The organism is Nostoc sp. DedQUE07 (genome assembly GCF_034530975.2).
In the GTDB taxonomy this organism is placed as follows: Bacteria; Cyanobacteriota; Cyanobacteriia; order Cyanobacteriales; family Nostocaceae; genus Nostoc.
The window spans coordinates 45,430-58,609 of the sequence record NZ_JAVRCC020000022.1 but is presented as its reverse complement, the minus strand read 5'-3'; the positions used below and the strand labels follow the sequence as shown (position 1 = coordinate 58,609).

Annotated in this window: 8 protein-coding genes; 1 reads left to right on the top strand and 7 read right to left on the bottom strand. The window is 46.4% G+C overall.

Features of this window, described 5'->3' with window-relative positions:
- Positions 1-9 precede the first annotated feature (9 nt).
- Entirely contained in the window at positions 10-600 is a 591-nt protein-coding gene (locus RMZ95_RS17950) for a Uma2 family endonuclease (protein WP_322685025.1), read from the top strand.
- A 37-nt stretch (positions 601-637) separates the two neighbouring features.
- Here RMZ95_RS17950 and cheB read toward each other — a convergent pair whose 3' ends face one another.
- From cheB to RMZ95_RS17915, 7 genes are all read right to left on the bottom strand, one after another.
- Positions 638-1,765, bottom strand: coding sequence for a chemotaxis-specific protein-glutamate methyltransferase CheB (gene cheB, locus RMZ95_RS17945; protein ID WP_322685024.1), 1,128 nt, complete (start codon positions 1,763-1,765; stop codon positions 638-640).
- Between the two features lie 186 nt (positions 1,766-1,951).
- Positions 1,952-4,309 carry a hybrid sensor histidine kinase/response regulator gene (locus RMZ95_RS17940; protein WP_322685023.1) on the bottom strand — a complete coding sequence of 786 codons (2,358 nt, stop codon included), beginning with the start codon at positions 4,307-4,309 and terminating at the stop codon, positions 1,952-1,954.
- A gap of 185 nt (positions 4,310-4,494) precedes the next feature.
- On the bottom strand, positions 4,495-6,075 hold the full coding sequence (locus RMZ95_RS17935) for a methyl-accepting chemotaxis protein (protein ID WP_322685022.1): 1,581 nt from the start codon (positions 6,073-6,075) through the stop codon (positions 4,495-4,497).
- Between the two features lie 21 nt (positions 6,076-6,096).
- Positions 6,097-7,503: a methyl-accepting chemotaxis protein gene (locus RMZ95_RS17930; protein ID WP_322685021.1), complete on the bottom strand. Its 1,407-nt coding sequence runs from the start codon at positions 7,501-7,503 to the stop codon at positions 6,097-6,099.
- Positions 7,504-7,762: 259 nt separating this feature from the next.
- Positions 7,763-9,220 (bottom strand): methyl-accepting chemotaxis protein, encoded by a 1,458-nt coding sequence (locus tag RMZ95_RS17925; protein ID WP_322685020.1) that lies wholly within the window; start codon positions 9,218-9,220, stop codon positions 7,763-7,765.
- A gap of 530 nt (positions 9,221-9,750) precedes the next feature.
- Positions 9,751-10,836 (bottom strand): chemotaxis protein CheW, encoded by a 1,086-nt coding sequence (locus tag RMZ95_RS17920; protein ID WP_322685019.1) that lies wholly within the window; start codon positions 10,834-10,836, stop codon positions 9,751-9,753.
- A complete protein-coding gene (locus RMZ95_RS17915) occupies positions 10,826-12,544 on the bottom strand; it encodes a CheR family methyltransferase (protein WP_322685018.1) in 1,719 nt (572 codons plus the stop codon). The genes RMZ95_RS17920 and RMZ95_RS17915 overlap by 11 nt, the downstream gene beginning before the upstream one ends.
- Positions 12,545-13,180: the final 636 nt, after the last annotated feature.

Here is a 13,180-nt window from a genome sequence, read left to right as displayed (position 1 = left end):
TTCCTAACCATGACTCAAATTGCACTCAATGTCCCAAAGTTGATGACAATGGAGGAATACCTTGCCTATGACGACGGGACTGACACGCGCTATGAGCTTGTAGATGGAGAGTTAGTGGAAATGCCAACTGAAAGCCAGGGCAATTTAGACATTGCTAAATATCTGTTATTTGAGTTGGCAAAATATTTTCCAATTGCATTAATTGCTGTGGGAACAGAGGTTGAAGTAACTGGGCGACGGGCAAAGTGTCGATTGCCAGATATCCTGGTTCATACAGAAGAATCACGAACTGCCTTGGCAGGAGCAAAGCGGGCAACCTTAACACGGGATATGCCGCCACCTGCGATCGTAATTGAAGTGGTGTCACCCGGACAGCAGAATCGCGATCGAGACTACCGCTACAAACGCACAGAATATGCGGCGCGAGGGATTGCGGAATACTGGATTATTGACCCGGAAATACAGCAAGTGACGCTGTGCTTATGGGTGAACGGGCAATATGAAGACACGATTTATATGGGCGACACTCCTCTGGCATCGACAGTTATTCCTAGTTTTAAGCTGAGTGCTGCTCAAATTCTAGCATTCGGACAAAATTAGCCCCTTGGATAAGATGCGTTGCACGTTATAGGTATACCTAACCTAGCCTATAACTGAAAATTCGATTCAATAGCATGGGAGCAATTTCGCCGATCGCTAAAATATGTTGGGCGGCTCCCAGAGCGATCGCTTCTTTGGGCATCCCGAAGACAACGCAGGTTTGTTCATCCTGGGCAATGGTAGTGCCTCCGGCTTGGGCGATCGCTTGTAATCCATCTGCACCATCCCGTCCCATGCCAGTCAGCAAAATACCAACCGCCGATCGCGGGTAACAGGTGGCAACGGCTTGAAACAAAGCTGTGACGGAGGGACGATGCCCGGAAACAGGAGGAGTGCTGATGGTGATAAATCGCCCTTGAGTGTCGAGTTGCAGGTGTTGTCGTTCGGGAGCAAAGTAGACAGTACCCGGTTTGGGAAATTCTCCCGGTTGGGCGATCGTCACCCGCAGGAAACATTCTGCTGCTAGCCAATCTACCAGTCCTTGCAGAAATCCTTCGCTGATATGTTGGACGCACAGAATGGGTACGGGAAAGTTTGCAGGCAGTTGTTTTAGGATCGCGTACAATGCCTGGGGGCCGCCTGTGGAGGCTCCGATCGCCACGACTTTGGGCAGGGAAAACGGGGAATTACGAATGGGGAACTGTGAGTTACTGACAGGTTTTGGGCTGAATAATTCTGGCTTACTTTTGGGGCTAACAGAATGCATTCTGGGTTCTACCGCCGCACGGGAAGTGTGGCGAGTAAAGACTGTAACCCCTGCCAGAACTTTGATCCGGTTGATTAATTCGTGCTTGATGTGTTCATAGTCTGAAAGTGAGTCAATATTGGGTTTGGGAAAAACATCCAAAGCACCCGCTTGCAGCAGTTTAAAAACATTGCGAGAATCTTCTTGAGTGTTGACGGAGGTGCTGATTACCAGAATGGGACGGGGATAGTCTGTCATAATTCGGCGGGTGAGTTCCAGTCCATCCATTTTGGGCATGTGTAAATCGGTGCAGATTACCTGCGGCTGTGCGGCTGGAATTCGCTCCAATGCTTCCACGCCATTGGGAGCAGTTCCCACCACATCCACTTCCGGGGAACTCGCCAGAATTCGCTTGAGGATGGTTAAGGCGACGAGCGAATCCTCCACCAGAAAGACGCGAATCGGGGCAGAGTTTTTCATGAATTGACAGTAAGTTGAGATTTTATAGCAGGAGGCAGAAGGCAGGAGGCAGGTGGTCACTGAGCGTAGTCGAAGTGAGGCAGAAGGTAAAACTATTACTATTCCTAGCATTCACATTTTCAAAATGTCCTAACTTATGTGACTACGGCTATACGAGAAAATTATTCTTCATTCATCTGAAAACCTCTACACTAACCGTTTGAGGGCTGACAGCAAGGCTTCTTGATTAAAGCTGCCTTTGATAATGTAGGCATTGGCTCCGGCTTCCGCACCCCGACGTTTATCTTCATCGCTGGCAAGGGAAGTAACCAGGATAATTGGAAGTTCGCTATATTCTTGATATTGGCGGATTTTAGCAGTTAACCCCAAGCCATCGAGATTTGGCATTTGCACATCGCTAACAACAGCATCAACGGTGTGCGATCGCAGCTTGTTCAATCCATCCAAACCATCCACAGCAGTAATCACTTGATAACCTGCGGTTTCTAAAATTCGCTTTTCTTGCGTGCGTGTGGCAATAGAATCTTCCACTAATAAAACGGTTGGTTTTGTAGGCGCAAGTTGACGAGTTTGGGTAGAAGAAATGGACTGCGATCGCGATCGGGCTGACTTCACCAAATCCTGGGGATTCAGCACCATACACACATCTCCAGTGCCTAAAATTGTTGCCCCGGAAACATTGCGGACTCGTTTAAGTAAATGACTTTGGGGTTTAATCAATACATCTTGCTCATCGACTAAGGCATCCACCACTACACCCAGTTGTGCTTGCCCAACCTGAAGAATAATACAGGAAAGTGCTGTTTCTTGAGTTAACCCAGATGGCATCGGGGGCAGTTCTAATAGATCGGCCAACTGCACAATCGAAATGGGTTGACTATCCCGAATTATTGTGTCCCGTCCCTCCAAGGGAAAAATCTCTTCTGATTTTATCAAGCAAGCGGTTTGTACAAACTCCACTGGGATGGCATAGGGCATTTGGTTCACTTGCACAATCAAGACATGGGCGGTTGCCAAGGTGATACCGAGATTGACGCGCAGCGTACATCCCAGTCCGGGAACCGATTCTACCTGAATTGTACCTTTCAATTTCTCGACATTGGTTTGCACCACATCCAGCCCCACACCCCGCCCTGATACTTCTGTCACTAGGGGGGCTGTTGAAAATCCCGGTGCGAAGATCAACGCCTGGATCTGGCTGGGAGTCATTGCTGCTGATTCTTCCTCCCCGCAAATGCCCCGTTTCACCGCTATTTGTTTGATTCTATCCAGGTCAAGCCCCCGCCCATCATCACTGATTTCCAGCACAATGTTAGTGGGAGTCTGGTAAGCTTTGAGCCGAATCGTTGCCGTTGTTGGTTTTCCTAGCCGTTCCCGTTCCTGTGGTGGCTCAATCCCGTGATCGATCGCATTTCGCAGAATGTGCATTAGCGGATCTTTCATTTCTTCCAACAGGCGTTTGTCGGCAAGGGTGTCTTTGCCTTCTGCGATCAACTCCACCAATTTTCCCTGCTGCTGTGCCAGATCGCGCACCATCCGGGGAAAGAGGTTGAAAATCGTTGCAAAGGGCAGCAATCGCAGGGTACGAATACCTTCTTCTAAATCGCTACTGAGTTGTTCCAGTCGGGTTGTGTCTTCCGAAAGGGAACTCTGCAAGGTTTTCACCAAATGACCCAATTGCTCTAATCGTTTTTCCGAGTGATGATGAAAAGTTTCTAGACGTTGCAGGGCGACATCACCTTGTTGCTCTCGGCTGAAGGCAAACCGATTAGTGAATAAATCTCGATTCCATTCTTCCCACAAATTAGCGATCGCCTCAATTTCTCCCAGCCGATGAGCAATCCGAATTTTGGTGACAGTTAACTCCCCTGCTTGCGTCATCAACGTATCCAGGTGGCGAGTACCAACGCGGATGGTTTCGATGCGGTAGCTATTGGTGGGGGATTTTGGATTTTGGACTTCGGCTTCGCTCAGTCGAACGATTTTGGATACTTCGACTTCGCTCAGTACAAGTTTTGGATTTTGGATCGCTCCGTTTTCCTTTGACTCTCGCTCTTTATCAAAAGTATTGTTTTTTACTGTGTTTATTACTTTAGTACTGTTGACTTCTAGCTCTTGAGTCGGATTATCTTCCCTTTTTACTGGCTGCGCTCCCATCAATTCGGCCAGAACAGAAAAGGTATCAACCTTGGCAGGTTCTCCGGTAACAGCTTCATGAACGAGTTTGCGGATAGCAGCGATCGCATGAGCGAGACGTTCATAGGGTGATTCTGTTGTATCATTGCCCAACGAGGACGCAGGGTTTTCTTGTTGCTTGAGTTGAGTCAAAATATGCTCAATTTGATGTGCTAGAGTGCCTACATCTTTGACTCCCAGCATATTGGCATCGCCTTTGAGGGAATGCGCCTCTCGCATCAAGGCTTCCAGGACAGCCAGATCGTTGGGATGGTTTTCCAGATGCAGTAATCCATCATCCAGGTTTTGCAGATGTTCTTCGCTGGCTACTTTGAAAACGTCTCTCAGTTCTTCATCATCGATCATCATAGTTTTAAGTAGTTAAGGGTTAAGCGAGGGAATTTTAGATTTTGGATTTTGGATTTTGGATTGAAGATTTAAAAGCGGTTCGACTGAGCTTGTTTAAGTCCAAAATCTCAAATTAAGTGACAAGCGCCTGACTTGATTGCTGGTTTCAATCTAAAATCTAAAATCTAAAATCCAAAATTGAGCGACTAAATGGTTGCCTTAAGTGCTTGCGCTGACTCGTTTATTTGTTGAGTACCAGAGCGGATCTGGCTAATGCCACTGGCAGTTTCACGCGCAGCAATATTCAAGTCATTCATGGCAGAGACAATTTGCTGAATGGCGATCGCTTGCTGGTTGATATTGAGTGAAATCTGTTGACTGTTAATGACAATATTATTCACTGCAACTTCTACACCAGCAAAGGATTCTGACGTTTCCTGGGCAATTCGCGTCCCTTCTTCCACAGTTTTAGTGCCTTCATGGGTGACAATGACAGTGATGCTGATGGCAGATTGAATGTCGCCTACCAAGGTGTTAATCTTTTCGGTTGATTTTTTGCTCTGGTCTGCTAGTTTGCGAATTTCAGCAGCGACAACAGCAAAGCCTTTCCCATGCTCCCCTGCCCGGACTGCTTCTACAGCCGCATTTAACGCCAGCATATTAGTCTGACTTGCCAACTCGCCCACCAGACCAGAGATACTGCCAATCTGCTTGGTTTGTTCATTTAAGCGTGCGATATGGTCGGCGATCGCTGCGACTTTCTGCTGTAGGGTTTCCATGCCCTTGAGGGTGCGTTTTACAGCATCAGCACCGTTACCTGCAAGGATCAACGCCTGCCGTGCGCCTGCTACCGCCGATTCTGCTTGTTCGGCTGACTGCTGCGATGAGGCTCCCAATTCATCGATGGTGATAGTGGTTTGATTGACAGAACTTGCCTGCCGAGTCGCAGTCCGTTCTTGTTGCTCAACCGTAGCGGCGATTTCATTGGTGGAAGCAGCCATTGTTTGAACAATTTGAGCAATTTTGCCTGTCAACGGTTTAGCAATTTTGTTGCTCAGAAAAAATCCTAGTAAGATTGCCCCTAGAGGCCCAGCAATAATCCCAGTAACCACCCAACCTGTGGTCAAGCGGGTATCGTCACTGGCGGCTTTATTTGCATCTTCAGCAGTATCCTGATTAATTTTGATCAGTTGCAACAATGAGTTAGTTGCAGCCGCAAAGGAAACATCATTTTTGACAACAGCGTTTTGTCTGAGTTTTGTCAGTCGATCGGCAGCAGCGATCGCCACCTTCATTTCTGGAGAATTTTCTCGCTTCTGGCTGGTCAATTCCAGCTGTCTGGCAGTGGGGTTTACAACACCTAACCGGGCAAAATCCTGGTAAGCCTGAAGGTAGGCAGCATGATCTTGCTTCCACGCCTGCCACTGTTGCTTAAACGTCTGATAGAGTTTGTCCTCGTCGGGGCTGCGGGGTGTGGTTTCATATTCCTCAAGACCTGCGTCAATCTGCTTCCAGGCTGCCTGCATTCGATTTAACTCAGACTGTTTGGCTGCTGCGGGGAGTTCGGGGTTGATAATCGCTCGCTCTGCCGACTGGATCTGGGTCTGCCCTTCATTAACTCTCCACAATCCGTCGATGCTGGGGAGGCTGTTATTACTGAGGGTGTCGATATGGCTGCTTAATTGATGAGTACCCCGCCAGCCGAAAAACCCAACGACCAAAACAACACCGCCCATCAGCAAAAACGAACCCATCAATCGTCCATGCAAAGACATATTTTTTAACATAGCTGTAACTCAAATACATTTTTAGACAACGGCTTTTAGTTCTTGGGCGGCATCATTCAGTCGTTGGGTACCGACTTTAATTTGACTAATACCAGAGGCGGTTTCCCTAGCGGAAATATTCAGCGAGTTCATGGCTTCTACCACCTGTTGCACCGCGATCGCCTGTTGATTGGAAGTAAGGGAAATTTGTTGACCATTTAGCGCGATCGTTTTGATGGCATCCACAATCTTTTCTACGGTTTTCGTGCCTTCATCTGTCACCATAACGGTGGAATTGGTCGATTTTTGAATGTCTAAAACCAGTAGATTAATTTTTTCAGCCGATCGCTTACTCTGGTCTGCCAGTTTGCGAATTTCGGCAGCAACAACCGCAAAGCCTTTGCCATGTTCCCCGGCTCGCACGGCTTCTACTGCCGCGTTGAGCGCCAGCATATTAGTTTGACTTGCTAAATCACTAACCAGGGTGGAGATCGTGCCGATTTGATTGGTTTGTTCGCTTAGATGAAGAATTTGGGTGGCAATGTCGCCTACTTTCTCGCGTAGACTCGATTGGCTGAACTGACCCTCTTGAGTGCGACCATCTACCAGCAACAACACCTGCCGCGCCCCTGCGGCTGAGGCTTCTGCTTGTTCGGCAGACTGGCGCGAGGAAGCCGCCAATTCATCCATTGTTGTGGTAGTTTGGTTGACAGAAGTGGCTTGTTGGATGGTAGCGCGTTCTTGCTGCTCGATCGTCGTGGCAATTTCGGTTGTAGAAGTTGCGATCGCGCCAGCAGAGGCGTTCATCTGGCGGGAAGTGCGGCTAATGACCCAGATGCCAATCAAAACAGATACCACGAGGGAGAGTCCACTAGCTAATATCACCGTGAACTTGAGGGCATTGAGCGCCTCTTGCTGCTGTTTCGCGGCGGTTGCAAAAGTCCGATCTTCTCGCTCCTGCATTTGTTCAATCATGTCTACGACATCCTGAACCAGAGTGCGGGCATTCCCCTTGCTCCAGGTTTCAATGGCTTCTTTGACTTTGCCCTGATTCACCTTTTCAATCAGGATCTCTTCAAAAACAAGCTGTTTATTCACCAGTTCTTCCAGTTTGGTTAAAGATTGTCGCTCCTGTTCCGATCTGGCAAGTGCGCTCAGTTTTGCTAAAAAGTCCCTGGAGTTCTTTTGTGTCTCTTGGTAGTTCTCAAGTGATTGCTGAGTTTTTTCTAATAAATAGCCCCGAGTTGATTTAGAACTACTTTGCACGCTAACAACCAAATCATCAATTGTTGAATTAATCTCATAAGAAGACAGTAAATTTTCTGACCGTTGGCTCACCGTGTTGATATTGATGACCGTCGCTCCGGCAGAAATTAACAATGCCAGCACGGGAACGGCATACCCGCCAATAATCCAGTATCTTAGTTTCCAGTTTTGCTTGCTTTCCATCTTGTTGTTATCTTTTGTGAGTGAATGAGTTCAAGAATTTCCAGATATTGCCATCACACAATTTTGGATTTTAGATTTTAAATTGACCCCATAAAGCTACGGTGTACACACAAGTCTCTCGATCTGCACCTTTGTTACATCAACCCGCACCTTTGATTGCGTCGTTACGCAGTAACTTTAAAAAAACTAGTAGGCTTCACAGTAGGAGGAAGAGGTCATTTCCCCCTGCCCCCTGCCTCTTCATTGCATCAAGGGAAGATTACACAACACTCTGTAGTTTGTAAGCTGCATCATTGAGTTGGTGAGTGCTAACGCGAGTCTGACTGATGCCGATCGCTGTCTCTCTAGCAGAGTTATTAAGTGCATTCATTGCTTGTAAAATTTGCTGAACCGCAATAGATTGCTGGCTAGCGTTTAGCGAGATTTGCTGAATATTCAACACCATCCGGTTGACGGCATCGGTGACACTGATAAAGACTTCCACTGTCTGCTTAGTTATTGCCGCCCCCTGTTGAGCAGTTTTTGTACTTTCATCTGTCATCACAACGGTTGAGTTAATGGCGGATTGAATATCATTCACCAGCACATTAATTTTTTCAGCCGATCGCTTACTCCGATCTGCCAGTTTGCGAATTTCGGCGGCGACGATTGCAAAGCCCTTGCCTTGTTCCCCCGCCCGGACTGCCTCTACTGCCGCATTTAGCGCTAGCATATTGGTTTGATTTGCTAAGTCGCTCACCAACCCGGAAATATTGCCAATTTGCTTGGTTTGTTCGTTCAGGCGCAGCATTTGGTCTGCTACCGCACTGACTCTGTGGCTCAAGGCTGCCATTCCTTCCAGGGTGCGGTTCAGTGATTGATTGCCTTGATCTGCCAAATTTAAGACTTGTTGAGCGCTGGTTGAGGCAGTGGATGCTTGCTGGGCAGACTGTTGAGCAGAGGCGCTGAGTTCGTCCATTGTAGTGGTAGTTTCGCTGACCGAGGCTGCCTGTTGATTGGCAGTGCGCTCTTGTTGCTCGATTGTGGCGGCAATTTCAGCCGTTGAGGTAGCGATCGCACTGGCTGATTCATTTATCCGTCGAGCAGTGCGGCTAATTACCCAGATGCCAGTCAAAACCGACAACAGCAAGGAAAGTCCAGTCGCAGACAGAATTGTGAGCTTGAGCGTATCGAGCGCTGCTTGCTGTTGCTTGGCAGCCAAAATTACATTCTGGTCTTCTCGGCGCTGAACTTCATCGATCGCACTTGTCAGGCGATCGACCATACTGCGAGCATTTTCGTGACTCCAGGTTTCAACAGCTTCCTGAACCTTACCTTGATTCACTTTGCCAATCAAATCATCCTCGACAAGCATTAAATTATTCAGCAGTCCCTCTAGCCTGGTTAATGACTGTTGCTCTTGCTCTGTTCTGGCAAGCGACATTAGCTTTGACAAAAGCTCGTTGAAGCTTCTTTGAGATTTTTGGTATTCGTCAAAGGATGTCTGATTTTTTTCTAACAAATAGCCCCGAACTGACTTAGAACCGCTCTGCACATTCGTGGCAAGGGCATTAATCGCTGAATTAACGTTATAGGAAGAAACTAAATCTTGCGATCGCTGACTCACCAGGTTGATATTAATAAATATCAGCCCCGCAGAAATTATCAACGCCAGAATGGGAACTCCATAGCTGCCCATAATCCAGTATCTCAGTTTCCAATTTCGCTTACTTTGCATCTTGTTATCTGTTGTGAATGAATGAGTTCAAGGATTTCCCAATATTTCTATCATTTGTAATCTTTGCGATCGGACTTTTGAATCAACGGAAGATTGCACAACATTCTGTATATCGACTGCGTTATCTCTGCGAGTTTGCTGCGAATCTCATTGATAATCTGTGGAACAAAACCTAACCCTAGATTTATAAGCGTTAGAGGTTGTTTGAAAAGTGTTTTGCTGTGATTTTAAGCACGTTTAGATCCCCCCTAACCCCCCTTAAAAAGGCTACGGTGTACACACAAGTCGAATTACCCCCCTTAGTCCCCCCGATGTATTGGGGGGAAACAAGAAAAATCCGGTTCCCTCCCCAATACATACGGGGAGGGTTAGGGTGGGGTAATTCGAGAACTGGTAGTAATTCGATAACTTGTGTGTACACGGTAGCCTTAAAAAGGGGGGAACTGGAATCAAAGTCCCCCAATTTATCGGGGGATTTAGGGGGATCTATAACTTTTCGATACCAACAAGAGGACTTTTCAAACATCCTCTTAGACTTCTTCATTGACAACTAACACCTCAGAGGTGAGCAATTTAGATAAATTGATGATGCTCATCATCCGATCGCGATAAGGTGCGACACCCTGGAGATAGTCGTCTTTGGCAGAATGCAGGGCAATTGGAGCCGCGATCATTTGGGAGGGATGGATATACGTCACATCAAAAATGTCATCTACGGCAATGCCCGCCACTCGTTGCTCCAGACGCACGACAACCGCTTGCTGATGCGATGGGCTACGCCCCGCCGTAGGCGATCGCACCTCATTTATGGGCAGATCGACCACATTATTGATGTTAATTAAGGTGACAATTTCGCCCCGCAAGTTGATGTTGCCAACAATGTGCGGCGGACAGCAGGGAATCGGGGTAATCTTGTGAATATCGGTAAACTCATGCACCGTTTCCAAGCCAAACCCAAAGTACTCACCCGCCAACCCCACAACCGCTAGAGGTAAAAGCGACGCTGAATCTTCGTCATCAACTGAACACCGCAGAGTTTCAGTTCGCTCTTGCAAAATCTGTCGCTCTTGCGAATCAAAATGAGCGTATAAGCCCTGATTTAGGGCTGAATCAGAGGAATGTTTTAGTGCATCATTGACTGAGCCGTTGTTAAAATCAGAATTTAGATTGAAAACAGTCTCTATAAAGGCGTGTTCCACCAACAGTTCGGGATTGAGCAATGTAACGATGCCCTCCTCAACATTGGCAATGCCAGCCACCAATCTATCCGGCAAACTCTCTTTCGCTCGATCGCAAACATTGGCAGCGATCCGATCGGGTGCGATCGCTTGTACGCTATCCACTTGATTGACGATGATTCCGATTCGTTGAGTTTGCCACTCCACGACAATCATGCTGTCAGTCAATTGAAAAGGGGGACGCGCTTGTTCTAAACGCTGATATAAATCCATCACGGGGAGAAACTTCCCTCGCAGGTTAATCACGCCTAAAATTGTGCTGGGAGTTTGTGCGATCGCAGTTACTTCTGGCAGAAAGAAGAGTTCTTGCACGGCTGTAGCCGGAATGCCATAGCGTGAATGATTGAGTTTAAACATTAAATAAGATTCATGGCTCATAACTAGTTGAATTTAAGTGCTTAAGAACGTGTGCTTTTAGTTCAGCAGTGGTTTGCTGGTTATGGGAATTATGGGAATCGATCGCTTCTTCGGGTAAATTTTGCAAAATTTCTAGAAGCGATCGCCAGGTTTTTTGAGCCTGTTTTTCATTTCCCTCTCGTTCGTATATAGAACCCAATTCCAGGTGAGCAGTAACAGAATTAGGAGCGAGATAAATAATACGTTTTAAAAATAATTTGGCACTGTCGCGATCTCCTTGCTCTTCGGCGATTTGAGCCAATAAATGATAGGGTTCGATCGCCAATGGGCTGATCTGGAGTGCCTGCTGACACGCCTGATTCGCCTGGGAGTAATCGCCAAAATTCGCGTAAGCTTCTGCCATCAAACAATATGCCTGAAAGTCTTGGGGGGCAAGAGCAATCACTTGTTGGGCTATTTGAATGACATCGGCATAAGCTTCTTGAATTAGCGATTCCTTGGCTGCATCTAAAAGACTTTGGGTGTTTGCGCTCACGTCGAAGCCTGTCTCCAAGCTTGGGAGAGAGGGATGGTTCGGATAAGCAGGGGAGGCAGGGGGTGCAGGGGAGGCAGGGGAGGGAAGAGAGTTATTAATATTAAACAATTTCTCTTCCCCTGCTTCTCTTCTTTCCCTGCTCGCCTCAACAGATAAATTTGTTAACCAAACCGGATTGAGAGAGGGGTAAGAAATTTCGGTTTCCCTGCTCTCAATGGCAGCAGGTGTTATGGTATTCAAGACTTTGCTCTGCTCGTCGAGTGAGGTATGTCTTTGATAAACCGCAGATTGTGGAAAATTTTTGATTTGAAACGGTTCAGTTTTTTGTCCGTATAATTCCGTGTGGCCTGTGAGCAGAAAACCTCCCGGTGTCAGAGAGCAGTAAAACTTGCTTATAATTTGTGCGATCGCGTCGAAGTCAAAATAAATAAACACATTGCGGCAAATAATCAAATCGAAATCGTGAATGCTAGACGCGTAAGCAAGAAAGTTATCCTGCATCAGGTTTCCAGGTTGAAATGTAACCATTGCTTGAATAGCAGGATCGATTTTCCAACCTTTTTTGTGGGATCGAAAGTAGCGATTTTTGATTTCTTCAGTGGTTGTCCGAAAAGACCAATCGCTGTAAATTCCTTGTTGAGCCTGAGCGATCGCGGGTTGATTAATATCTGTGCCTAAAATCAGAATGTCCCATATCTGATTGTCAGGGATTAGTTCTTTCACTAGAATGGCAAGTGAGTAAGCTTCTTCACCAGTCGAACACCCGGCACTCCAAAGCCGTAATGTCGGCCGAGAAAATTCTCCATTAGCAGCATTGTACTGAGTTAAACTAAGCTCCCGTTTGCGCTCGATTAACTCTGGGAGCAGCTGATTTTTGAGCAGCGACATCTGCCCCTGATCCCGAAAAAAATAAGTTTCAGTGACAGTGAGTAAAGAGATTAGTTCTTGCCACTCTTTCGCACCAGGAACTAATTGATTTGCTACCAAGAACTGATAGTAATCATTGAGTGAGCATAATCCTAGCGCCCGGATGCGAGTTAAAAGATTTTTCTTTAATCTATCTTGATACTGTGGTTTGATGTGAATGCCGAATGTATCAGCAATCAGATCGACCATCTGTAACAAAATAAAGTCATCACTGTGTTGAGAATTGGATTCAAATAAAATGGGGCGATCGCCGAGCGTTTGATTCATCACTATATAATTTTCGAGCCAATACGCTTAGGTTTCCCATTTCAATCTCTTGATTTGGATTTAGTAAGTCGGCGCGAAAAAACCAAACTATGTAAAGATAAGTAAATACGGAGAATGCATCTACAGACTTTCACTGCCTTGAGCAAGTTGTCGTGACTGACCTCACTCCCAGGAGCAACGCGATTTTGTGAGGTCAGGCAAAAAACAAGCGATCGCTAAAATACATATTTCAGCCTAAAGTTATTTTATTAACATTAGCAGTACTGATAAAACATGACAATTAACCCTGATGAGATACTTCAAAGGGTTTATGGGCGCGTAGTTTGAGGATTACTTCAAAAAATATCTATAACAAAATATTAATACGCTGTATTAATTAAATCTATAATTAATTTTAATCTAGAAGTTAGTATAAAATTTATCAAGCAGTATTGGGTTTTATGAACGAATTAAAAAGGGAAAGTCGGAGAAGCTCTGAAAGTAACTGGTGGATCGTCAAGTCGAGCCAGCCATGTGGAAGGGTTTCTCCTTTCTCCTGAGCGTTAGCCATGCATGAGCGTCACTGCGCAGGAGTGGCGATTGCACTGTCTCCCGTGCTTACACATATGTAGGATATTTTTTATCGGACTACTGAAA